Genomic DNA, 23,332 nt, shown 5'->3' with positions numbered 1-23,332 from the left:
GATTCTCTCCCCCCCTGTCGATACTGGTACCAAAATACAAATATAGGCAGAATGGGGAGATTTTTGTGAAAGAAGCTACACTGCGGCAGATTCTGGTCGTCACGGACGGCTGCTCCAATGCCGGCATGAGCCCGGTGGCAGCAGCGGCGCTGGCCAGGGAACAAGGGATAACGGTAAACGTCATCGGCGTCATTGACAAAGGAGAAATGGGCGAGCAGGGGGAAAAGGAAATCCGCGAGATCGCGGATGCGGGCGGAGGCCTGTACGACATCGTCTACCCGCAGCAGTTGGCGCAAACGGTGCAGATGCTGACGCGAAAAGCGATGACCCGAACGATCCATCATGTCGTCAACAAGGAATTGAAGGAGATTTTGGGCGATTCCGCCATGGACGTGCTGGCGCCGGAAAAACGGGTCCAGGTAGCCGGCATGGTGGACGAGCTGGGGGAACGAAGCCGCCTGGACGTGGTCATGCTTGTCGATACCTCCGGCAGCATGAAGCCGAAGCTCAGCGCCGTTCAGCAGGCGATCCACGATTTCAGCATCAGCTTGCGCTCGCGCAGTGGACAGAGCCGCATGGCCGTTTGTTCATTTCCTGGGAAACAAAAGCATCTGGATGTGCGCATTCCGTGGACGGATCAGGTGGATCAGGCGCATCAATTGACGTCAGGGCTGACCATGAGCGGAATCACGCCTACCGGCCCGGCGATCGTGGAAGCGATTGCGCTCTTTGAGCACGTCCAGCTCCCGGCCCCGCTGTCCGACCGCTACCGCGCCGAAGCGGAAGACGACGACGGCAGCCTGCGCGACCATGTCTTCTAACAAACCGGCGATACCCGACCTGCCCCTGCAGTTTTGCGGAAAATGGAACCAAAAGTCGTACCGCGTCCTGCGGGAGCTGGGACGCGGGGCGAATGGCGCCGTTTATCTGGCCGCTCAGGGAGGCGTGCGCCGGGCCGTCAAAATCGGGGCGGAAGGCATGGATCTTTTAATGGAAGTGAACGTGCTGAAAAGCGTGCAGCAGGGGCGGGACGTCCGCGTGGCGCCGCTGGTGAGCGACGTGGACGACCTGGTCATCAACGGCAGGACCTTCACCTTTTACGCCATGGAGTACCTGGAGGGGGAGCAGTTGGATCGCTATGTCAAGCGGATGGGGACCGAATGGGTGCCCATCCTGATGATCCAACTGCTGGCCCGGCTGGAGATTCTGCATCGGCACGGCTGGGTGTTTGGCGACCTGAAACCGGAAAACGTGATGGTCACCCATGCGGACAAGCAGGTCCGTCTGATTGATTTCGGCGGAGTAACCAAGCTGGGGAACGCGGTCCGCCAGTTCACCGAGGAGTACGACCGCGCCGCCTGGCAGGCGGGTGACCGGCGGGCGGACATCGCGTACGACCTGTTTTCCCTGGCGGTGATGGCCGTGCGTCTGTCGGCCGATCCGGAGGTGTGGAAAAGCAGGCGCCAGGAACCGCGTCAAACCGGTCTGCTCTGTGATATAATACGGAACAGCGACAGCCTGTACCCGTACCGGGTGTCCCTCGTAAAAGCGTTTCACGGCAAGTACGCGTCGGCGGGGGAGATGCGGTCGGAGATGCTCGCCATCGTGCGCGAGCGTACGACCGGCCATCGGGGCAAACAGGCGTCCGACTCTGCAGGCAAGCTGGTGGGAGGGCTGTTTGTCGCCTCCTTGCTGCTGCTTGCGGGGACTCTGTATTACGCATGGATGATGTGAAGGGTGTGACTTGTCGGTGTCCCCAGACCTGGTTATGGATACGTGCCTGTTGGCAGGCGAAATCATGTTGAAGAACGGCGGCGAGACGTACCGCTCGGAGGAGACGATGACGTTGATCGCGCGGGCGGCCGGCATGGATTCGGTCAACAGCTCGGCGACGCCGACCAGCATTATTCTTTCGTTCCGCGCCAACGGGCAGGACCATACGCGCATGATCCGCACCCCCCACCGGACCATCGATCTGAACAAGGTGACGCTCGCCAACGACGTGTCCCGCCGCTTTGTCTCCGGGCAAATCACTCTGGAGCAGGCGTATCGGATGCTTTGCGAAATCGATCGAAAAAAAACCATCTATCCGCAGTGGCTGCAGCTTGTGGCGGCTGGCGTTGCCAGCGGCTCTTTTGCCATGCTCACCGGCGGATTTTGGTACGAATTGCTGCCGGCGGCGTTGGCGGCATTAACGGTCAAGATCAGCTCGGATTTTTTTGAACAGTTTTTACGGGTAAAATTTTTCTTTGAGTTTGTCTCCGCGCTGTTGGGCGGAATGCTGGCGCTGCTGTTCGTTGCGCTGTTTCCCGAACTGCGCATCAGCGTCCTCATCATCGGGGCGATGCTGCCGCTCTTTCCCGGGATTGCCATTACCAACTCGCTTCGGGACCTGATGGCCGGCGACCTGGTGGCCGGCGTGTCCAGAGGAGCGGAAGCGCTGCTCACGGCACTCTCCGTGGCGGCGGCGACAGCGGTTACCCTGTGGTTTACGAGGTGAGGTGCGATGGTACTGTTGAAAGGCCTGGGATTGAGCTTGTTCTCTTCGATCGCGTGGGGGATGCTGTTTAACGTGCCCGTCCGCACGCTGTTGGCCTGCGGCTTGGCCGGCGTGACGGGGTGGCTGGTCTTTTCCCTGCTTCCGCTAGGGGGTGCGGAAGTGATCCTCTCCACGTTTGCCGCGGCGACGGCAGTTTCGCTCTTGAGCCAACTGCTCTCCATCTTTTTGCGCGTCCCGTCGACCAACTTCAGCGTGGCCGGCATCATTCCCCTGGTGCCCGGTTCGCTGGCCTACAAGGCGATGCTTGCGTTCGTCAACGGTCAGACCATGGAGGGGATTTCGCTGGCGACGCAGACGGCGATGGTGGCCGGAGCGATTGCGTTCGGGCTGATTTTTGGCATGTCGCTCGTGACCATCTGGAAAGGAGTCCGCCATGCTGGAAAACGTGCGCAGCGACATTGAGCGGGACGGCCTGTTGAAACCGGGCGACACCATCGTGGTCGGCCTGTCCGGCGGAAACGACTCGACGGCGCTTCTGCATATCTTGTGGTCGTTAAATCAACACTATCCGTACGGCTGGACGCTGCACGCGGTGCACCTCAACCACGGCTTTCGCGGGGAGGAAGCCAGGGAGGACGCCCGCTGCGCGGAGGCCCTCTGTCGGCGGCTCGGGGTCGCGTTTCACCTGTTTGAGCGGAATGTCCCCGCTTATATGGAAGAAACGGGGATGGGGGCGCAGGAAGCCAGCCGGGCGATTCGCTACGAGCTGTACAGACAGGTGGCAAAACGTCACGGCGCGGGCAAAGTGGCGCTGGCGCACCACGCCGACGATCAGGTGGAGACGATCCTGTTTCGGCTGCTGCGCGGAACGAGGCTGCACGGCTTGGCGGGCATGCCGCGGCGCCGCTGGCTTGAGGAGGGCAGAATCGAGCTGGTGCGGCCGCTGCTCGGGACCAGCCGGGCCGACCTGGAGCGCTACTGCCGCGAGAACGGCCTTGCGCCGCGTGAGGACAGCAGCAACCGCTCGCGAAAATACAAGCGCAACCTGCTCAGGCTGGACGTCATGCCGCTGTTGGAGCAGGTGAACGAGCGCTACCGCGAACACATCCTGTCGCTCGCGGATGCCGTGCGGCAGGACGAGGCGTATCTGCAGCGGGAAAGCGAACGGCGGCTGGAACAGGTGGTGACCCGGAGGAAACAGGACGCTGTAACGGTTGATATTGACAAGTTTCAAACTTGTGACGTTGCTTTACAAAGGAGAATGATTACTCTAATATTAAGTTATCTCTCAAGGCAAACCGAATGGTCTTCGCAGCATGTGGAGGCCGTTTTGCACATGATAGAGGGAAACCGTCCATCGGCCGAGCTGCATTTGCCCGAACAGGTGACCGTACAGCGGATGTACGGGCAGGTCCGTTTTCAGCGGGATGGACGGAATCGACACATACACGGTTTTTGTTATCCGCTCGCTGTCCCGGGGACGACCTTGATCGCGGAGAGCGGAGCCAGGATACATACGTTTTTTCGTGAAAGCCCAGTCGATTGGGCACAACTGCCGGACAATGCGGCCGTTTTTGATGCGGATCGGCTTCCCGGGCCGCTGTTCGTACGCAGCCGAACCCCGGGCGACCGGTTCACCCCGTTTGGTGCGAAACGTGCCAAAAAGCTGAAAGAGCTCTTGATCGACGCCAAGGTTCCGCAGGCGTGGCGGGACAAACTGCCGCTTGTGGCGTCGGGGGAGGAGCTGATCTGGGTGCCCGGCGTCCGCCGTTCCGCCATTGCGCCTGTCGATGATCAGACCAGGCGGGTTTTGTACATGGAAGTTGAGTTTGGAGAAGATTGGCGGGAGGTTTTATCATGAATCAGGACATCAAGAAGATCTTGCTCACGCAGGAAGAAATCGCGGCAAAAGTAAAAGAGCTGGGCGAAATTCTCAGCGAGGAATACAGGGACAAAAACCCGCTGGTCATTTGCGTGCTGAAGGGGGCCGTTTTGTTCATGGCTGATCTGGTCCGGCAGATGAACATCCCCTGCGAAATGGACTTCATGGCCGTGTCCAGCTACGGCAGCGGCACGGAGTCGAGCGGCATGGTCAAAATCCTGAAGGACCTGGACACCTCCGTACAGAACCGGCACGTGCTGGTCGTCGAGGACATCATGGACAGCGGCCTCACCCTGAGCCGTCTGGTGGAGCTGCTCCGCCACCGGGAGGCGGCTTCGGTCAAAGTGGTGACGCTCCTGAACAAGCCGGAGCGGCGCAAAGTGGACATTTCGCCGGACTACAGCGGCTTTACCATTCCGGACGAATTCGTGGTCGGCTACGGGCTGGATTACGCCGAGCACTACCGCAATTTGCCGTACATCGGCGTGTTGAAGCCGGAAGTTTACACCAAGTAGCTTTGTTGTGAAGACCCTGCTTCCTATGGTAAAATGTGAAAAGTGTCTGTTCGTGAGAGGAGGTAAGGAATGAATCGCTTTTTTCGTAACACCGGGTTCTACCTACTAATATTTCTTGTCACGGTCGGGATCGTGAATTTTATCCTCTCCGGTACTGATAAGGTTGGGAAACTTACATATCAGGAATTCCGGGTACAACTGCAAGCCAACAACATCAGCGAGCTCTCCCTCCGTCCCGAGGGCAGCACCTATCGCGTGGAAGGTACGTTGGTGAAAGCAGTTCCGGGACAGGAAAGCGGTAAGTTCGTTACGTATGTGCCGTTGTACGATTCGGATATGATCGCGCTGCTGAACGAAAAGATTGATGAACAAAAGGTGAAACGGGTGGAGTTTGGCCCGCAGGAAGGAAACAGCATCTGGCTGACGTTCCTGACCTCGATCATTCCTTTTGTCATCATCTTCATCCTGTTCTTCTTCCTCTTGAATCAGGCCCAGGGCGGCGGCAGCCGGGTGATGAACTTCGGCAAAAGCCGCGCGAAGCTGTATAACGAAGAGAAGAAACGCGTTACGTTTGACGATGTGGCAGGGGCAGACGAAGAGAAGGCGGAGCTGGAGGAAGTCGTCGATTTCCTCAAGGACCCGCGCAAATTCAACGCGGTCGGTGCCCGCATCCCCAAAGGGGTGCTGCTGGTCGGCCCTCCGGGTACGGGTAAAACCCTGCTGGCGCGTGCCGTAGCGGGTGAGGCGGGCGTGCCGTTTTTCAGCATCTCCGGTTCCGACTTCGTGGAGATGTTTGTCGGGGTGGGGGCATCCCGCGTTCGCGACCTGTTTGAAAACGCGAAGAAAAACGCGCCGTGCATTATCTTTATCGACGAGATTGACGCCGTCGGCCGTCAGCGCGGAGCCGGTTTGGGCGGCGGCCACGACGAACGCGAGCAGACGCTGAACCAACTGCTCGTGGAAATGGACGGGTTCGCCGGCAACGAAGGCATTATCATCATCGCCGCGACCAACCGTCCGGACATTCTGGACCCGGCCCTTCTGCGTCCGGGACGTTTTGACCGTCAAATTACCGTAGACCGCCCGGACATCAAGGGACGGGAAGCGGTGCTGAAAGTCCACGCCCGCAACAAGCCGCTCGGCGACGACGTGAAGCTGGACGTCATCGCCCGCGGAACCTCGGGCTTTACCGGCGCCGATCTGGAGAACCTGCTGAACGAAGCGGCTCTCCTGACCGCCCGGAAGAACAAGAAACAGATCAGCATGGAAGAAGTGGACGAGGCGATCGACCGCGTCATCGCCGGTCCGGCGAAAAAATCCCGCGTCATCAGCGAGGAAGAACGCCGCCTCGTGGCGTACCACGAAGCGGGCCACACCATCGTCGGCTATCATTTGAAAAATGCGGAAATGGTGCACAAGGTGACGATCATTCCGCGCGGTCAGGCAGGCGGTTACACCGTGATGCTGCCGAAAGAAGACCGCTTCTTTGCCACCAAGTCCGACCTGCTTGACAAGATCACCGGTCTGTTGGGCGGACGGGTCGCGGAAGAACTGGTGCTGGGCGACATCAGTACCGGCGCGCACAACGACTTCCAGCGCGCGACGGCGATCGCCCGCAGCATGATCACCGAGTACGGCATGAGCCGTCTGGGCCCGATGCAGTTCGGCCGCAACCAGGGACAGGTGTTCCTCGGCCGCGACATCGGCCACGAGCGCAACTACTCCGATCAGATCGCGTACGAGATCGACCAGGAGATGCAGCGCATCATCAACGAGTGCTACGAGCGATGCAAAGAGCTGCTCATCAAGCACCGCGACCAGCTTGAGCTGGTGGCGACCACGCTCCTGCGCGTCGAAACGCTGGATGCGGAACAGATCAAGCGGCTGATCGAAACGGGCAAACTGGAAGAAGACGACGCGGCGGACAACAGCGACGTCGTGGTCAATATCCAGCCCAAAAAGGACGAAGAGACAAACGGAGAACCGAAGGAATAAGGAGCGCCGAGAGCGCTCCTTTCCTTTTCCATACATTTCCCTTTTCTGTATAAAGAAAATATGTTCTCTTGGTAGTTTTTACCTCGGTTTTTTGCCTAGATAGGTGAAGGCGACATGATGACCGGTCAAAGTCACTCAGAGAACAGAAAGGGGAAATGTCTTATGGCTAAATATTTTGATTATATGAAAAATTTGGCCGTCCGCTAAACAATCATTCACTTATTACACGGGAATCAATGGTGGGTTCTTTGCAGCAGACAGCTATGACGAACCACCGACAGAAGGTCGTTCCATTGCGTATAACGAGTTTGACGAAGGAGATAAGGTAACCTATAAAGGACGGACGCTTCCGGAGATCTACGAGTATAACGGTACAGCCAAGAATCAGAAATCCAGAAAAACAGCCGTTCTTTTTGAAAAGAAAGGAACCATCAAGGCTGACTACATGTATGCTCGAAACTTGGATGACGTCAAAGCTCGTTATGACAATATTACCAATGTAATTGGGGGAACCAGCTTTGCGGAATCGGATTGGTCTCCTTTGGCATACCAGTTACCTACCTATCGAACGATTTTCGCTTGGGACGATACAAATACATATCTGATCGCATTCACGGACCCTGTCACTGTTCCTCATGCGAAACAGTCTATTGAGTTTATTGGTTTGGATCCTAAGAATGCCATCGTACTGGATGGATCAGGTTCTACTTCCATTCAGGTATACGATGACGGTAATCAGAAGAAAAACTATTGCTTTTACGGAGAAGATCGTTATCTGTTTAACATCGTCAGGGTGAAAAAGGATTATTAAATCTGTAAGTGAATATATTATATTGGACCAATTCCTATGGGAGTTGGTCTTTTTTCCTGATGAAATCCCGCTTGAGAAACTCGATAAGAAATGGGTAATGCATGATACGTATCTACTTGAAATTCCATAAAAATGAAATCTTAATAAATTTTGTTATTTGTCGCTTTCTTATGGTACTATATATGGAGGGGGAATCTGAAAATGATGAAAAACAAGCAGATATGGGTGTTATTGTTGGGTATTAACCTTATCATGGGTGCTTACATGGCTGCCCTTGAGTTAATTATCAATTACTATGACCCTGGTTTGGACAGTTTCGAGAAGGTTTCCAAACAAATGCCCTTTTTTGCTTTTTTCTACTTGTGGGGTTTGTTTTCAATTGCTACTCTAATCAAAAATGGTTTGAGTGTATGGTTCAAGCGGTGGTTGACCCAAAAAATAAGCGTAAACAGCTTTATTTACTACTCATTGCTGGCGATCATGTTTACCCTTTGGTACATGTATGAGATACACCCTGTTTCTGCCTTTTTGTATCCACTCATTCCCGTATCAGAAACATTACTGTTTGCTCTTGTATTTGAAAGAAATGTACAATTGACAAAAAGAAATGGGTGAGTATAACGAGATTATCTGGATGGACCATTCGGGAACAGCCCCCGGCTTACCGGCACGTGGGCGGGGAGCACTACGTCGCTTGTCATCTGGTGTGATCGGGATTTATGCGTACCTCCTATTGAAACTCGGGACAGAATCGGGTACAGTGAAGGTGGATCAACGGAACACGAACGGAATGAAAAAGTGCAGGAGCGGCAGCCTGCGCTTTTCTTTTAGCAAAAGGAGGAGATCGCGTTGTTTTCCCAACTGCGCTTGGCGGCATTTGACATGGACGGTACGCTGTTGAATGAGGACGCACGGATGACGGAGGCGACCCGGGAGGCGTGCCGCCTGCTTCAGGCCAGCGGCTGCAAGCTGGTGCTGTCGACGGGCAGGACGTACGCGTCGGCCCGGCTTCCGATTGACGACTTTCCGTTTGACGGCTACGTCTGCAGCAACGGGGCGGCCGTGTACGAAGCGGACGGACGGCTGGTACAGCGTACCTTTTTGCCGGCGGACATGGTGCGGGAAGTCGTACATACACTCAGGCAGGAGCTGCTGTATTACGAGCTGCACGACACGGCCAGCAACCGCTGGATGGTGCAGGAAGACCGGGAGCGCATAGAATCGCTGATCGGGGAGGATACTTCGGTGGAAGGGCTGGCGCAGCGCCGCTTTTCGTTTTACGAGTGGTCCCGCGTCGCACCGCTGGAGAAGATGATGCGGCTGGTCTCGACAGGCGAGGCGGAGATCGTCAAGCTGTTCGTCTGGCACCCCGTCCCGGAGCGGCTGGAACCGGTGCGCCGGCAGCTGGAACAGTGGAGCGAGTCCGCGGCGATCACCACATCGGGTCCCTACAACATCGAGGTGATTCCCAAACACGTATCCAAATGGGAGGGACTTCTCTATTTTTGCCGCAAGTGGGGCTTTGCGCCGGAACAGGTCATGGCGTTTGGCGACGCGGACAACGACCGCGAAGCGCTGACCCATGCCGGCTACTCCGTGGCGATGGAGAATGCGGACCCGGCGATCAAGGCAATCGCCCGGTTTATCGCCCCGCACCACAACGAAGACGGGGTCGCCCGGTTTATCCGGGAACGCGTGCTCGGGCGCGGGTAAAAACCAGCAGTTCCCCCAAGGACAATACATTGACAAGGGGGAGCGTTGGGATTACAATGGCCCTAAGTTATGACACCATGTAGGGGGATAATCCATGGAAGCCTTGGCGTTAGAGAAAAAAGCGCAGCGAAATGCTGAGTTACGCGAACGGCTGATGCAGTTGAAAAAGGAACGCAATGCCATCATCTTGGCTCACTACTACCAACGGCCGGAGATTCAGGAAGTGGCTGACTATATTGGAGATTCGTTCGGTTTGGCCCAAAAGGCGAAAGAGACCGATGCGGACGTGATTCTGTTCTGCGGTGTTCACTTCATGGGGGAAAGTGCAAAAATTCTCAATCCCAACAAGAAGGTGATCATCCCCGACGAGCGGGCCGGCTGTCCGATGGCCGACATGGTCAACGTGGAAGGCCTGCGCCGCCTCAAAGCCCAGCACCCCAACGCCAAAGTCGTGGCGTACATTAATACATCGGCAGACGTGAAAGCGGAAACATACATCTGCTGTACGTCCTCCAACGCCAAACGGGTGATCGAGTCAATTGACAGCGACGAGATCATCTGGGTGCCGGATAAAAACCTGGGCCATTACGTCTCCCAGTTTACCGACAAGAAAATGATCATCTGGGAAGGGTACTGCAACACCCACGACCAGCTCTCCGTCGAAGACATCATGACGCTGAAACGGCAGCATCCCAACGCGCTGGTCGTCGTCCATCCGGAGTGCCGTCCGGAAGTGGTCGCCCTGGCGGATTACGTCGGCTCCACGACGGGCATTCTGAAATTCTGCCGCGAGTCCTCCCACAAGGAGTTCATCATCGGGACCGAAGACGGCACGCGCTACATGCTGGAGAAGGACAGTCCGGACAAAACCTTTATCTTCGCGTCCAAGTACCTGGTCTGCCCGAACATGAAGGTAAACAACCTGAAAAAATGCGTGGAAGCCTTGGAAAACATGAAACCGGAAATCTACGTGCCGGAGGATGTCGCCAACCGGGCCCGCGCTTCGCTGGAGCGCATGCTGGAAGTGGCGCCGGCGTAACGAAAAAGGCTAGCAAACAGGCAAAAACCTGCACCCTTGTGCGCAATGCGCGGGGGAGCAGGTTTTTTTGCTTGTGGGGGGTTACGGCATTCATGCAGGGGAAGCGTTCCTTGCGGGATGGGATGCGCGTGATTACGACGGCATCGGGGTTGGCGTCGGTTCGGCGTAGCCTTCCTTGTAGGTGTTGTCGATAAACTGGCGGATTTCCTTGACCGATTTGCCCTCCTGCTTCAGCTTGGACGAGATGACGGCGATTTCCATGCAGACGCCGCAGCGCGTGCCGTGATCGTCCCAGACGATGGAGCCGTCTTCCCTTTCTTCCTTGATAAAGCAGTTGCCGTTGTGCTGGTGGCCGGCGCTTTCCCCGCAGCCGCAGTAGCAGGGGATGGATTTCAGCAGGTCGCGGTTGGCGGCGGCGATTTTGTAGGCCTCTACGATCCGGGGATCCAGGTCGTTCAAAAAGCTGGGCAGTTGGTCCGCCGAGGCGGTCAGTTCCTGCAGGTCTCCGTTGGGGGCGTGCTGCTGGTGACCGGCGTGGCCGCCCTGGGCGTTATCCTGTGAAGCGCAGCCGGCAATCAGGGCTGCGGCCAGGAGACTGATGGCGAGCAACGGTTTCCGTTTCATTCGGGACATACCTCCTCGCGACAATCATATCATATCCTTGTGCAGAAAGTGTGAAGGCAAACAGATAAATCGGAACAAATCCTATTTACATTCCGGGCAACTGTCCGTATAATTAAAAACGACATTTTGTAAATCGTAATGATTATGAATTTGGAGAGGACGAGTGAGGATGAAAAAGAGCCTGTTGGCTATGCTGAGTGTCATCACGGCGGCAGCGCTTGCCGGCTGCGGAGCGCAGGAAGCCTCCCAAAACGCGCCGCAGGCGGATGCGGGCGCGTCCAAACTGAAAGTGTACACCTCCATCTACCCGCTGGAGTTCGCGGCCAAGCGGATCGCCGGCGATCACGCCGACGTGGTCAACATCGTGCCGACCGGCGTCGAACCCCACGATTTCGAACCGACGGCCCAGGACATGGTTGGTCTGTCGGGAGCCGATCTGTTCATCTACAACGGCAGCGGCTTTGAGGCGTGGGTGGACAAAGCGGTCGAGGGTCTCGACAAAAACAAGACGGCTGTGGTCAACGCCACGGAAGGGCTGGAGCTGCTCAAGGCGGCGGAGGATCACGAGCACAGCGACGAACATCAGGAGGGGACCGCGGAACAGGGTCACGAGGAGCACCAGGAAGGCTCCACGGCGGAGGCCCACGAGCACGAGCACGGGGAGTTTGACCCGCACGTGTGGCTCGACCCGACCATGCTGAAGGCGCAGGCCGAAAAGATCAAGGCGGCGCTGGCGCAAAAAGACCAGGCGCACGCGGCCGATTACGAAAAGAACTTCCAGCAACTGGCCAGCGACCTGGACCAGCTTGACAAGGAGTTCAAGGAGATGGTGGCAAAGGCGCCGAAAAAAGAATTTATGGTCTCCCACAGCGCATTTGCTTACCTGGCTCACCGCTATGGATTGGAACAGGTGGCCATCTCCGGACTCAACCCGGCGGACGAACCGTCCCCGGCCGACATGAAAGAACTGGTGGAGCACGTCAAGGAGCACAACATCTCCTACGTTCTGTTTGAAACGCTGGTCTCTCCGAAAGTGGCGGAAGTGATCGCCAAAGAGGCAGGCGTGAAAACGGGCACGCTCAACCCGCTGGAAGGACTGACCGAGGAGGAAGCCAAGTCCGGCAAGGATTATCTCTCCATCATGCGCGACAATCTGAACATGCTGCGCGCAGCGCTGCAATAATCGACACGTCGGATGCCGCTCCCCCAAAGCGGCATCTTTTTTATGAAATTGCTGTTTTGCCTGGGTCTGCTGTAAACGGCGGCCTTGTGAAACCGGCCAAATCGTAGTAGGATGAAGTAAGCAAATCAGAACAAATCCGATTTGAGAAGGGATTGCCTTATGGAACGGACACATCAGGAAGAGGCCGTGGTAAAGCTCACCTCGGTCACCTTTCAATACGAAGACAAAGTGGTGCTGGACGACGTCACCTTTACGCTGGAGCGGGGCGATTTTGTCGGCATCGTCGGTCCCAACGGGTCGGGCAAATCGACGCTGATGAAGCTGATCCTCGGCCTGCTGCCGGCGACAAAAGGGAAGGTGGAACTGTTCGGGCAGCCGCTCTCCCGGTTCCGCGACTGGACCAAGATCGGCTACGTCGCCCAGCAGGCTGCCCACGGAGCGGGCGGCTTCCCGGCTACCGTGCGGGAAGTGGTCTCCTCCGGCCTGGTGGGCAAGGTCGGGCTGTTCCGCCGCCTGAAGCCGCACCATCACGAGAAGGTGCGGGACGTGGTGGATCGCGTCGGCTTGACGGAAAAGCTGGACCAGCGGATCGGCAGCCTGTCCGGCGGTCAGCTCCAGCGGGTGTTTATCGCCCGGGCGCTGGTGGCGGAGCCGGAACTGTTGATCCTCGACGAACCGACGGTGGGCGTGGATCAGGAGTCGATCGACCAGTTTTACGAGCTGCTGCGCTCGCTCAAGGAAGAGAACGGCATGACGATGATGATCGTCAGCCACGATGTGGGCGTGATGACCCAGTGGGTGAACAAGGTGGCCTGCCTGCAGCGGCGGCTGCACTTCCACGGGACGGCGGACGAGTTTGCCCACAATCACGAGCGGATCCTGCAGCAGATGTACGGCGACACGGTGAAGCTGCTGGCTCACCATCATTGACAAACGGGGAACGGAAAGAAGGAGTATGACCATGCTGGCTGACTGGTGGCAGTATGACTTTTTGCGCTACACCCTGCTGTCCGGGGTGCTGATTGGACTGATTTGTCCCATCTTGGGGACGTTTTTGATTGTGCGCCGCCTGTCGATGATGGCAGACGGCCTGTCCCACGTGACGCTCTCCGGCGTGGCGGCGGGGATGCTGCTGTCCAAAAAGGTGGCGCTGTTTCAGGCGGTCAATCCGCTGTTTTTCGGCATGCTGTTTTCGGTGGCGGGGTCGCTGTTTATCGAGCGGCTGCGAAAGGTGTACAAATCGTATCAGGATCTGGCGATACCGATCATCATCTCCGGCGGGCTGGGGCTGTTTACGGTACTGATCAGCATCGCCAAAGGGTTTAACGCCGACCTGTACTCGTATTTGTTCGGGAAGATCGTCGCCGTGACCAAGGACGACTTGTATGCGCTGATTGGCGTGGCGGCGGTGGTGCTGGTCACCGTGTTTTTGATGTACAAGGAGCTGTTTGCCGTCTCGTTTGACGAGGAATTTGCCCGCGTCTCCGGCGTGGCCCGCCGGTCGATCAACCTCTGGTTCATGGTGCTGGTCGCGCTGACGATCGCGGCGTCGATGCGGATCGTCGGCGTGCTCTTGATCTCCGCGCTGATCACCATTCCGGTGGCGGCCAGCCTGCAGATTGCCGGCAGCTTCCGCCAGACGATCCTGTACGCGATCGTGTTCGCGGAGACGTCCGTGCTGGGCGGACTCTACTTTGCCTATCTGCTGGACTGGGCTTCGGGTGGTACCATAGTGTTGATGGCTGTCCTCATCTTGTTCGCGGTCTTGGGTGTGAAACGGCTGAGGGCCGCTCTGCGGTAAGACCATAGTTTTGCGGGAAGGAGCGTTGGCGATGACGGTAGAAGAAGCGCTGCAGATACTGAAAGAAAACGGGTACAAATACACCGGCAAACGGGAAGAGATGATCCGCATCTGCGCGGCAGAGAAACGGTACCTGTCGGCCAAGGAAATCATGGAACGAATCAAGGACCACTACCCCTCTCTCAGCTTTGACACGGTCTATCGCAACATCTCCACGTTTGTGGAACTGGGCATCCTGGAAGAGACGGAGCTGGACGGGGAAGGGAAGTACCGGCTGGCCTGTTCGGCTGACGGCCGCCACCACCATCACGTGATCTGCACGGTATGCGGCAAGACGTCGGCACTGCCCGGCTGTCCGATGAGCGTGCTGCAAGCAATCCCGGAGGAATTCCAGGTGACCGGCCACAAGTTTGAGGTGTACGGAACGTGCAAGGAGTGCCGGGCGGCGCAGTGAGTGCGGGGATGGCCCGCCTGCCGACGATACGAGAGGAAGGGAATCCCTCAGAGAAAGGGACGAGATGGGGTTTCCGCCAACGAAAGTGTTAGCGAAACATGCCGCCTGGAAATGGGCGGCATGTTTTCGTTTTGTTCAGCCGCTCCAGGGTTCGAGGGGACTGGAGGCCGTGTGAATGTTCGCGGCTGGCTGTAACGAGCGGCAATCAGCCATTCGCCATCCGTTCGTTTGTCCGGCGGCATACCGGCTTTTGGCTGCAAACGGGTATTTGCTATAATGAGTGGGACAAGATGTGCCATTTGATCACGGAAGAGAGAAGGGACACAGTGGTATGATCCCCCGTTATATCGTTGACTTTGACCTGCATTCCCTGCCTCGCGTAAAAACGGACGTGGCGGTAATCGGCGCCGGGATTGCCGGATTGTACACGGCGCTTCAGGCGAGCGAGTACGCCGACGTGGTGATGATCAGCAAGAAGGGGCTGGACGACAGCAACACTCGCTGGGCCCAGGGCGGGATCGCCGCTGTGACGGCCAAATCGGACTCCCCCGCGCTGCACCGGCAGGATACCTTGATCGCCGGAGCGGGCCTCTGCTCGTACGCGGCGGTGGAGGTGCTGGTGCACGAAGGGCCGGAGCGGTTGAAAGAGCTGATCGCGTACGGTACGGAATTTGACAAGGACGCCCAGGGGCGTTATGAGTTGACCAAAGAGGGAGCGCACAGCAAGCGGCGCATTTTGCACGCCCACGGCGACGCGACCGGGGCGGAGATCGTCCGCGCCTTGTCCGCCCGTGTGCGCGAACACGCCAACATCACCGTGCTGGAAAACCACTTCGCGATCGACGTGGTGACGCAGGACGGCGAGTGCGTCGGCGTCATCGTGCAGAACCCGGAAGGCGGCCTCTTTTTCCTCGAGTCAAACGCAACCGTGCTGGCGACGGGGGGAGCGGGCCAGCTCTACCGCTACACGACCAACCCCGACATCGCCACGGCGGACGGGATCGCGATGGCGTACCGCGCCGGGGCGCGGATCAAGGACGTGGAGTTTATCCAGTTCCACCCCACCGCGCTTTACTACCCGGGGGCGCCCCGTTTTCTCATCTCGGAGGCGGTGCGCGGCGAAGGAGCCATTTTGCGCAACACCAGCGGCGAACGGTTCATGGAAAAGTACCATCCGCAAAAAGAACTGGCTCCCCGCGACGTCGTGGCCCGGGCGATCGTGTCGGAGATGGAGAGGACCCATTCGGCCTACGTGTACCTGGATATTACCCATGAGTCGGAAGAGCTGATTAAGCACCGGTTTCCGACCATCTACCGGTTCTGCCTGCAGTACGGCCTGGACATGGTGACGGACTGGATTCCGGTGGCGCCCGCCTGCCACTACATCATGGGCGGGGTGCAGACCGATCTGAACGGCGAGACCTCCACCAGGCGGCTGTTTGCCTGCGGGGAGGTGTCCTGCACGGGGGTGCACGGCGCCAACCGGCTGGCCAGCAACTCGCTGTCGGAGGCGGTGGTGTTCGGCCACCGCATCGTTCGCCGCATCCGCGAGCTGCCGCCGCTGCCCGAGGTGCGTCCGTTTGCCGCGGTGGAACCAAAGCGGACGTCCCGCAGCGTGGACACGCGGGAGCAGCGGGTCCGACTGCAAAAGCTGATGCTGCGTCACGTGGGATTGAAGCGGCAGGAGAAGGGACTGCGAAAAGCGCTGGACGAGCTGGAGCGCATGCAGCGGTTCTTTTACGGTGTGTACCGCGACCGGGAAGCGTTTGAGTTTCTCAACCTCCTGAATACCGCCGTGCTGACGACGCGCGCGGCGCTGCTGCGGGAGGAAAGCCGGGGCGGTCACTATCGTATCGATTTCCCCAACAAGGACGACCTGATTTGGCGCAAGCACATCATCCAATCGATCGGCGAAGGCGTGCGCGAGGAGAGTGAACAGTACGATGTGGAGTAAACGGGAATTGCAGCGCAAAATCGAAGAGTGGCTGCAGGAAGATATCGGCTTTGGCGATGTGACCACGATGAGCACCATCCCGGAAGCGGCGCAGGGCGTCGGGATTCTGTACGCAAAGGAAGCGGGCGTCATCGCCGGTCTGCCGATGGCGCAGTTGGTGTTTGAGACCGTGGATCCGGCGCTCTCTTTTACCGCGCTGGTGAAGGAAGGGGCCCGCGTCGAAAAGGGGGAGCAGATCGCCGAAGTGAGCGGCTCGGTCCGCTCCATTCTCAGCGGGGAACGGCTGGCTCTCAACCTGCTGCAGCGCCTCTCCGGCATCGCCACCCGGACCAGCCAGTACGCCCAAGCCGTCGCCGGGACCAAGGCGCGGGTGGTGGATACGCGCAAAACCACGCCGGGGCTGCGCATGTTGGAGAAGTACGCGGTCCGCGTCGGCGGCGGACACAACCACCGCTACGCCTTGTACGACGCGGTGATGATCAAGGACAACCACATCAAGGGCGCCGGCGGCATTGCCCGGGCGGTGGCAGCGGCCCGCGCGGCGGTTCCGCACACGATGACGATTGAGGTGGAGACGGAGACGCTCGACCAGGTGCAGGAGGCGCTGGACGCGGGGGCGGACATTATCATGCTGGACAACATGCCGCTGGACGTGATGAAACAGGCGGTGGCGCTGATTGGCGGCCGAGCCGTGGTGGAGGCCTCCGGCGGCGTCACGCTGGAAACGATCCGGGCCATCGCGGAGACGGGTGTGGACGTCATCTCCGTCGGGGCGCTGACGCATTCGGTCAAGGCGCTGGACATCAGTCTCGATCTCAATACACGGAAACGGTAAGGGGAACCCGCATGCTACTGGTGATGGATGTCGGCAACTCCAATATTGTCATGGGGCTGTACGCGGGCGAAGAGCTGCGGCACCACTGGCGGATCGCCACCGACCGCAACAAGACCGAGGACGAGTACGGCATGCTGGTCCGCAGCTTGTTTGACAGCGTCGGCCTGACGCTGGATCAGGTGGACGGGGTGATCATCTCTTCGGTGGTGCCGCCGCTCAACTTTACGATCGAGCGGATGTGCGACAAATACTTTCGCATCAAACCGCTGATCGTCGGACCGGGGATCAAGACCGGCCTCAACATCAAGTACGAGTATCCCCGCGAGGTGGGCTCGGACCGGATCGTCAACGCGGTGGCGGCCATCCACCACTACGGCGTGCCGCTGATCGTCGTCGACTTCGGGACGGCCACCACGTTTTGCTACGTGGACGAGCGGGGCCAGTACTGGGGCGGAGCGATCGCTCCGGGGATCGGCATCTCCACGGAAGCGCTGGTGAGCCGCGCCGCCAAGCTGCCGCGCATCGAGATCGCCAAACCGCCCAGCGTGGTGGGGCGCAACACGATTGCCGCCATGCAGGCCGGGATCTACTACGGGTTTGTGGGCCAGGTGGAGGGCATCGTCCGGCGGATCATCGCCGAGTACAAAACCCGTCCTACCGTGGTGGCGACCGGCGGCCTGGCCTCATTGGTCGCAGGCGAGACGTCGTGCATCGACGTGGTCGATCCCTACCTGACCTTGAAGGGACTTCGCCTGATCTACGAACGGAATCAATAAGGGGCGTACGCGCAGGAAATGCGTACACAGTGGAAATGAATAAGCCGCAGCTTTGACAGGAACGCTGCGGCTTTTTGCATGCCGAAATAAACAATGGCCGGCCATCGATTCGCTCTCCGTTTTTAACCTCTTGAAAAATGTCGACGATGGTGAAGTTGTATTTATGTACTAAAAATCCCCTGTACAATCACACAGGCTCATCAGAGGTGATCCAACCCACATCTCTATCCCGATCAGGGAAGGGAAGGCTATGGATGTATACCAAGTAATAACAGTAGTGTTCACGTTTGATATATCAATGAGTATTGACTCAAATATTAATCTATGTATAATGAAAAAAGTTGACTAAATGTATAATATTGGAGGAATGACGTTTTTGTGAGCAAAATTACAAGTAGTAGCAACATAGCCAAGCAAAATAAAATCATCGAACAAGCTAAACGTGATTACGAAAAAGCTAAATCCCGTGGTGATAAAGCTGGAATGGAGAAAGCCCATAAAATAGCCGAGCAAGCTAGAAAAAATGGCGGAACAATAAAAGCATCAGAGCCGCTACGTGATAAGGTGGAGATTAGTAAAGAAGCGAGAAAAAATTATTGCACAAGAGCGGAAGTAGAGAAGCAAGCAAAAGACTCAAAAATAAAAAAAAACTACGATAAAAATTATGTGGTAAGTGTTGGAACGTATAGTGGTACATATGGGAAATTGGCAGGTTATAAAGTTGAGCCAAGCTATAAGGTTGGAAACGGATTAGGCGGAACTGCAACGGCTAATCTAATTGAGGTAGGAAACGATAAGGGTGCAGCACAATGGGTTACAAAAGTGGCTAATGCTGAAGCGGAAGCGAGAATAGGTAAAAATGGGGTCGGTCTAGGAGCAGAAGCTTCCATGGTCAAGTATGAAGGCAGTTTGAATGTCCCCATACCTTTCACCGAAAGAACACTTAGTGTGAGTGGTTCTGTAGCACTTGGTTCCATTGGAGCGAAAGTAGAACTTAGTTCTAAAGGCGCTAAGGCCTACGTTGCCCCTGGTCCTGCAGGCTTGGGTGCTGGAGTGGAAATTAAGTAATAATCCAATTCCATACGCTTTAAAATTAGCGGGGGATAACAATGATGTTTAATTATAAAGTGATAAAAAAAATATTGGCTGCATTTGTGCTTTTGGGCTTACCATATATAATTTTTCTAACCTGGATTGAACCTACCTATTCGAACATGGAGAAATTGATATTCACCTTCATATACCTAGTAGCTTTGCCGAGCATATCATTTGGTATTTACAGAGGACTCAAGTTTTTATTAAGAGACGACTCGAAGAGATAAAGCATACTACGTTAATTCTTCAAAATTCACCCCACCAAAACGATGCTCTATATTTGATATTTCCTTGTTAATAGCAACAAGTTGGTAGGTGTACTGATGTTTTTTACCATGTAAAAAATCTGTTGTATCGACAGCTGGGATAGCTCTCCACTTAACGTAGACATTCAATGCATTTTTTTTAATTTGTGTGATCTCAATGGAAGAGTTAAACTCTGAAGTAACTCGTTTAGCAATGAGTATGTACATCTTCCCATGTTGATGCCAAACAAAATTGATTAAGTTGTTTGGTCGGATGAAGGAAAGAAAGTCATGAAAGATAAGCATGTATTTTAATATCTTTTGCATGGAAACGGGTGCTTCTGAAATTTTTAACGTTTCAAAGGATATGTTGTTAGCAAACAAGCAAACCCCTGCTTTCCGAAGGTCATAAAACATACTCTATTTTACAGTGAATCAGCTCTTTTTGGAATCTATACAATTTTCATGAAGAGCTGTTTTATCGATGTTTGCCGGTAAATGACGATATATTCAAAACGATCATTTTGGACGTGAGGATCGAAAGGAATAAATACGGAAAACAAAAAGTTGTCGACTCCATCTCGAAAGTTAAATCATTCCAAACCAAATGACGTCACAAAAAGCCGCAGCTTCGTCAGGAACGCTGCGGCTTTTTGCAGGAAAGCACCTCCGGGTCGCCGGGGTCGAGGTTGTCGATCATGCCGCTCGGCACATACCCCAGCCGGCGGCAGAGGCGCTGCATTTGCTTGTTGGAGAGGTTGGTCGAGACGAACAGCTTCTCCGTCGGACAGACCGCCTCCAGGTGAAGGAGCAGCGCTTCGCCAATGCCTTTTCGTTGATGGCGCGGATGCACAACGATCAGTTCGACAAAGCTCTGGCGAAAAAACGACTGGTCCATGAACGCAAACCCCACTACCTCGCCGTCTTGCCGGGCTGCGTAACATCGTCCGGCAGCGATCCACTGCCGAAGCTGCCCGTTTCGGCCCATGTCGCCCAGCACGGTCGCGTCGATACGGCAAATGGCGTCGGCGTCGCGTGACGTCGCCTGTTCAATCGACATCATTCCAGCCACCTGCCCTGCGGGTAGATCGAGGTACCTCTAATCATACCACGATTCAATGGCCAACCTGCCACGGACAAATGGGGACATGGGCGAGGCGCCGTATCGGTGTGAGCGGGCATGGGTGTGGTGCTCGTGATGTCCGTGGTGGCCGAAATGTCCGTACCGGCCGTGCTGATGCTTCAAGCTGCGGGCCGGCTCCTTTTTCCCCACGTGGAGCACCGTGTTTTGTTCGCTCCGGGTGCGCACCGCCTGGGAGGATGCAGCCGGACCGACCGGGGAAAAGAGCCGGGCCGCCGGTTTCCGGCACTCGGGACAGTGGACCGGCTCCGCTGCCAGGGCTGTGCTGCGGTGCAGGTCAAACACACCGCATGTTTCACAGAAAAACGGGTAAATGGGCATGGGCGTTCCCCCTTTTTGGCAATGTCTCGTTGCTGCCCCCTAGTAAGTCCATATGCGGGGAGGTGGGGAAATAAACATGGTTTTTGACGGGGGGGCGACTGGATGATCTCAGGGCGGGAAAGAAAAGGGTAAACCGCAAATCGCTGCTCCGCTGGGTAGGGTTTCGCATGTCGCTCTGCCTGGAAACATGCTTCTCCGTCAATCCAAACGTTTTGTCCTCCGTCTGTGCCGCTCCACACCTGGAGCGGCTTTTTTTGTCCCGCCGTCCACCTGTACGCTGATGGCAGAACACAGGAGAGGAGGTTGCGGGATGTCGATACATCCGCTGCGGCTGGTGGCGATCCTGCTGTTGGCGGCCTGCGTGGCGGCCGGTGCATATCACGTGCTGAAGCCGCACACCATCGCCTACGTCAAACTGCGGGAGGGAGTCGCCAAAGAGAGCGGCCAACGGCTGGAAGCGTCCGACCTGGAGCGGGCGGAGCTGTCGCTGGGCGGCCTGTTTCGCATGCAGTCGTCTCCGGTGCCCGGGCTGATTGCGTGGGAGGAGGCGCCGCGCTTCGTCGGCCGGCCCCTTGCCCGCCGGGTGGAGGGAGGACGGCCGCTGTTGGCGGAGGATGTGGAACAGCCGGGAGAAGCAGGGCAGGAGCGGGCATTGGGAGCATCCATGACCGGCATCAGCATCCCCGTCGACAACGTGTCCGGTGTGACACCCTACGTCGCCGTCGGGGAGCGGGTGCACGTGTACGCATCGTTTGAAGACGACGCCGGCGCCCACACGGGGCTGCTCCTGAAAAACATGCCGGTCATCGGCGTCCAGCGGGAGATGGAGGGGGATCATCCCCGGCTGCAGGCGGTGACCCTGTCGCTCGAACTGGACGAGGCCGTTCTGCTCACCCATGCGCTTCACTACGGCAAAATTCGCCTGGGACAGGCGTCAACGGCGGACGGGCAAAAAGCGGGCATTGGCGACGCGGCGTTTGCCGGCGCCTTGATCAAGACCAAAAAACGATGGATCGACGGAGAGGAGGAACGTTAGTGAGAAAACGACTGCTGATCGTGGATGACGATCCCGCCGTGGGCAGCGCGCTTGGGGAGCAGTTGGCGGGCAGCCGGTGGCTGGAGCCGTGCGGCCAGGCGGAGAATGTGGAAGCCGCCTGGCGGATGCTGCGTGACGCCCGGCCCGATCTGGTGCTGCTGGGCGGGATCAAGGAGGCGGAACGGGGCGTGCTGTGCCAGCAATTTCGGCTGGCGTTTCCCCATTTGGCGTTTATCGCCGCCTGCGGGACCCGGGAGCTGGCGTGGGAACCGTTTTTTCGCAACCTGGGCATCTGGGTGATCGCCAAGCCGATCCAGCCCGGACAGTTGGAGGCGCTGGCGATGCAGCTCGCTTCCCTGCAGGTCCTGCCGATGGGGGGAGTGCAGGCGGGAGGAGCCCCATCGTTTGCCGGGGAGACAGGACCTACGCCCGGTCTGCACGCCGCCGAGGCGAGACCGGTCCAGCCTTACCTGGCGGGCCGCTCGTCGACCAAGCACCTGATTACCGTCTACGGCCCCAAGGGAGGGGTGGGAAAGACCTTTCTGTCGCGGGAGCTGGCGGTCTACTTTTCCCTGCAAAAGCGGGACGGACGGCCGCTCAAGGTGCTGGCAGTCGACTTTAACCTGGATCTGGGCACGTTCGCCACGTCGCTCAATCTGCCGCGTTCGCCCAACCTGTTCACCTGGGTGCAGGAAATCGATGCCCGGCTGCACGAGCTGGTTCGCCGTCACGGCCGAGATCCGCTGGACGTACGCCCCGAGGAGTGGCAGGAGTATGTCGCGGCCGTACACACGCAGCCCGAAGAGGTGGACAAGTACGTCGTCACCTATGAAGAGACGGGCCTTCACGTGCTCACGTCGCCGCGGGACATCCGGCACAGTTTTGAGATTCGCGACTACCACCTGTACCTGATGCTGGAAACGCTCAAACACAGCGCGTACGACGTGATCCTGATCGACACGGCTCCCGATACGACGGACGCGACGATCCAGGCGCTGTTTTTTGCCGAGCGGGTGGTCATGGTCGGAAATCCGGTGGTTGATTCTATTGAAAATATTCAACGGATGTTAAAACTGCTCCGGGAGGCGGAATACCCGGAGGAGCGGATTCAATTGTGCATGAACCGGCTGCAGAAGAGGGAGATGTTTACGCTGGACGAGATTCGGGCGTATTTTCACCTGCATCCGAGCAAAAAGATCCATCCGATCCCGGATGACGCCGAAGTGAAAAAGTCGATCAACACCGGGACGCCGGTTGTGCTTCATCCCGGCAGAAGCGCGGCGAAAGAGGCGATCGAAGCGCTCGGCAGCATCCTGCTGCCGCTGGACGCGGCCGAAAGCGGCAGCGTCAAGGGAAAAGCGAAGGAGCGGCCCGCCTTGTTGAAATGGCTGTGGCGGTAAGGAGGGGAAACG

At 57.3% G+C, this 23,332-nt stretch carries 25 protein-coding genes; 21 read left to right on the top strand and 4 right to left on the bottom strand.

What is annotated here, in order from left to right:
• Window positions 1-65 precede the first annotated feature (65 nt).
• From M516_RS0104205 to nadA, 11 genes are all read left to right on the top strand, one after another.
• Window positions 66-821: a VWA domain-containing protein gene (locus M516_RS0104205; protein WP_029098011.1), complete on the top strand. Its 756-nt coding sequence runs from the start codon at window positions 66-68 to the stop codon at window positions 819-821.
• Window positions 811-1,734: a serine/threonine protein kinase gene (locus tag M516_RS0104200; protein ID WP_029098010.1), complete on the top strand. Its 924-nt coding sequence runs from the start codon at window positions 811-813 to the stop codon at window positions 1,732-1,734. The genes M516_RS0104205 and M516_RS0104200 overlap by 11 nt, the downstream gene beginning before the upstream one ends.
• 16 nt (window positions 1,735-1,750) lie before the next feature.
• Window positions 1,751-2,500 carry a threonine/serine exporter family protein gene (locus M516_RS0104195; protein WP_029098009.1) on the top strand — a complete coding sequence of 250 codons (750 nt, stop codon included), beginning with the start codon at window positions 1,751-1,753 and terminating at the stop codon, window positions 2,498-2,500.
• A gap of 6 nt (window positions 2,501-2,506) precedes the next feature.
• Window positions 2,507-2,962: a threonine/serine exporter family protein gene (locus M516_RS0104190; RefSeq protein WP_035288859.1), complete on the top strand. Its 456-nt coding sequence runs from the start codon at window positions 2,507-2,509 to the stop codon at window positions 2,960-2,962.
• Window positions 2,934-4,361, top strand: coding sequence for a tRNA lysidine(34) synthetase TilS (gene tilS / locus M516_RS0104185; RefSeq protein ID WP_029098007.1), 1,428 nt, complete (start codon window positions 2,934-2,936; stop codon window positions 4,359-4,361). The genes M516_RS0104190 and tilS overlap by 29 nt, the downstream gene beginning before the upstream one ends.
• Window positions 4,358-4,897 (top strand): hypoxanthine phosphoribosyltransferase, encoded by a 540-nt coding sequence (hpt, locus tag M516_RS0104180; RefSeq protein WP_029098006.1) that lies wholly within the window; start codon window positions 4,358-4,360, stop codon window positions 4,895-4,897. The genes tilS and hpt overlap by 4 nt, the downstream gene beginning before the upstream one ends.
• 69 nt (window positions 4,898-4,966) lie before the next feature.
• Window positions 4,967-6,892, top strand: a complete 1,926-nt coding sequence (ftsH, locus tag M516_RS0104175; protein ID WP_029098005.1) for an ATP-dependent zinc metalloprotease FtsH — start codon at window positions 4,967-4,969, stop codon at window positions 6,890-6,892.
• A gap of 445 nt (window positions 6,893-7,337) precedes the next feature.
• Window positions 7,338-7,703 carry a hypothetical protein gene (locus M516_RS0104170; RefSeq protein ID WP_029098004.1) on the top strand — a complete coding sequence of 122 codons (366 nt, stop codon included), beginning with the start codon at window positions 7,338-7,340 and terminating at the stop codon, window positions 7,701-7,703.
• 201 nt (window positions 7,704-7,904) lie between these two features.
• Window positions 7,905-8,318, top strand: coding sequence for a hypothetical protein (locus tag M516_RS0104165; RefSeq protein WP_029098003.1), 414 nt, complete (start codon window positions 7,905-7,907; stop codon window positions 8,316-8,318).
• 234 nt (window positions 8,319-8,552) lie between these two features.
• Window positions 8,553-9,416 (top strand): HAD family hydrolase, encoded by an 864-nt coding sequence (locus tag M516_RS0104160; RefSeq protein WP_029098002.1) that lies wholly within the window; start codon window positions 8,553-8,555, stop codon window positions 9,414-9,416.
• 94 nt (window positions 9,417-9,510) lie between these two features.
• Window positions 9,511-10,455 carry a quinolinate synthase NadA gene (gene nadA, locus M516_RS0104155; protein ID WP_029098001.1) on the top strand — a complete coding sequence of 315 codons (945 nt, stop codon included), beginning with the start codon at window positions 9,511-9,513 and terminating at the stop codon, window positions 10,453-10,455.
• A gap of 132 nt (window positions 10,456-10,587) precedes the next feature.
• On the opposite strand, the gene M516_RS0104150 is transcribed toward nadA, so the two are convergent.
• The gene (locus M516_RS0104150; protein ID WP_029098000.1) at window positions 10,588-11,079 is read right to left on the bottom strand and encodes a PCYCGC motif-containing (lipo)protein; all 492 of its coding nucleotides are present in this window, start codon (window positions 11,077-11,079) and stop codon (window positions 10,588-10,590) included.
• A gap of 169 nt (window positions 11,080-11,248) precedes the next feature.
• Here M516_RS0104150 and M516_RS0104145 point away from each other — a divergent pair, with 169 nt between their 5' ends.
• The 8 genes from M516_RS0104145 (at window position 11,249) to M516_RS24255 (ending at window position 19,150) form a co-directional block, all read left to right on the top strand.
• Complete coding sequence (locus M516_RS0104145) at window positions 11,249-12,262, top strand: metal ABC transporter substrate-binding protein (protein ID WP_029097999.1); 1,014 nt, start codon at window positions 11,249-11,251, stop codon at window positions 12,260-12,262.
• A 159-nt stretch (window positions 12,263-12,421) separates the two neighbouring features.
• Window positions 12,422-13,192, top strand: coding sequence for a metal ABC transporter ATP-binding protein (locus tag M516_RS0104140; protein ID WP_029097998.1), 771 nt, complete (start codon window positions 12,422-12,424; stop codon window positions 13,190-13,192).
• A gap of 31 nt (window positions 13,193-13,223) precedes the next feature.
• A complete protein-coding gene (locus M516_RS0104135; protein ID WP_029097997.1) occupies window positions 13,224-14,063 on the top strand; it encodes a metal ABC transporter permease in 840 nt (279 codons plus the stop codon).
• Window positions 14,064-14,094: 31 nt separating this feature from the next.
• Window positions 14,095-14,517 carry a Fur family transcriptional regulator gene (locus M516_RS0104130; RefSeq protein WP_029097996.1) on the top strand — a complete coding sequence of 141 codons (423 nt, stop codon included), beginning with the start codon at window positions 14,095-14,097 and terminating at the stop codon, window positions 14,515-14,517.
• A gap of 331 nt (window positions 14,518-14,848) precedes the next feature.
• Entirely contained in the window at window positions 14,849-16,471 is a 1,623-nt protein-coding gene (nadB, locus tag M516_RS0104125; protein ID WP_029097995.1) for an L-aspartate oxidase, read from the top strand.
• Window positions 16,461-17,306, top strand: a complete 846-nt coding sequence (nadC, locus tag M516_RS0104120) for a carboxylating nicotinate-nucleotide diphosphorylase (protein ID WP_029097994.1) — start codon at window positions 16,461-16,463, stop codon at window positions 17,304-17,306. The genes nadB and nadC overlap by 11 nt, the downstream gene beginning before the upstream one ends.
• Window positions 17,307-17,317: 11 nt before the next feature.
• Window positions 17,318-18,082: a type III pantothenate kinase gene (locus M516_RS0104115; protein WP_029097993.1), complete on the top strand. Its 765-nt coding sequence runs from the start codon at window positions 17,318-17,320 to the stop codon at window positions 18,080-18,082.
• 378 nt (window positions 18,083-18,460) lie between these two features.
• Window positions 18,461-19,150, top strand: a complete 690-nt coding sequence (locus tag M516_RS24255) for a hypothetical protein (protein WP_051188097.1) — start codon at window positions 18,461-18,463, stop codon at window positions 19,148-19,150.
• 260 nt (window positions 19,151-19,410) lie between these two features.
• Here the strand turns inward: M516_RS24255 and M516_RS0104100 are convergent, their stop codons facing one another.
• From M516_RS0104100 to M516_RS22700, 3 genes are all read right to left on the bottom strand, one after another.
• Window positions 19,411-19,806, bottom strand: coding sequence for a hypothetical protein (locus M516_RS0104100; protein ID WP_029097990.1), 396 nt, complete (start codon window positions 19,804-19,806; stop codon window positions 19,411-19,413).
• Between the two features lie 250 nt (window positions 19,807-20,056).
• Window positions 20,057-20,485, bottom strand: coding sequence for a GNAT family N-acetyltransferase (locus M516_RS0104095; RefSeq protein WP_029097989.1), 429 nt, complete (start codon window positions 20,483-20,485; stop codon window positions 20,057-20,059).
• 36 nt (window positions 20,486-20,521) lie between these two features.
• Window positions 20,522-20,884, bottom strand: coding sequence for an FmdB family zinc ribbon protein (locus M516_RS22700; RefSeq protein ID WP_035288849.1), 363 nt, complete (start codon window positions 20,882-20,884; stop codon window positions 20,522-20,524).
• A gap of 310 nt (window positions 20,885-21,194) precedes the next feature.
• Here M516_RS22700 and cpaB point away from each other — a divergent pair, with 310 nt between their 5' ends.
• Both cpaB and M516_RS0104080 read left to right on the top strand, forming a co-directional pair.
• Window positions 21,195-21,920: a Flp pilus assembly protein CpaB gene (gene cpaB / locus M516_RS0104085; RefSeq protein ID WP_029097988.1), complete on the top strand. Its 726-nt coding sequence runs from the start codon at window positions 21,195-21,197 to the stop codon at window positions 21,918-21,920.
• Complete coding sequence (locus M516_RS0104080) at window positions 21,920-23,320, top strand: CpaE/TadZ family protein (protein ID WP_029097987.1); 1,401 nt, start codon at window positions 21,920-21,922, stop codon at window positions 23,318-23,320. Before cpaB ends, M516_RS0104080 begins: the two co-directional genes overlap by 1 nt.
• The last annotated feature ends 12 nt before the right edge of the window (window positions 23,321-23,332 follow it).

Origin of the sequence: Brevibacillus thermoruber 423, from assembly GCF_000454065.1 — a bacterium.
GTDB classification, from domain to species: Bacteria; Bacillota; Bacilli; order Brevibacillales; family Brevibacillaceae; genus Brevibacillus; species Brevibacillus thermoruber.
The sequence above is the reverse complement of the archived record's forward strand: the minus strand, read 5'-3'. Positions and strand labels throughout refer to the sequence as shown.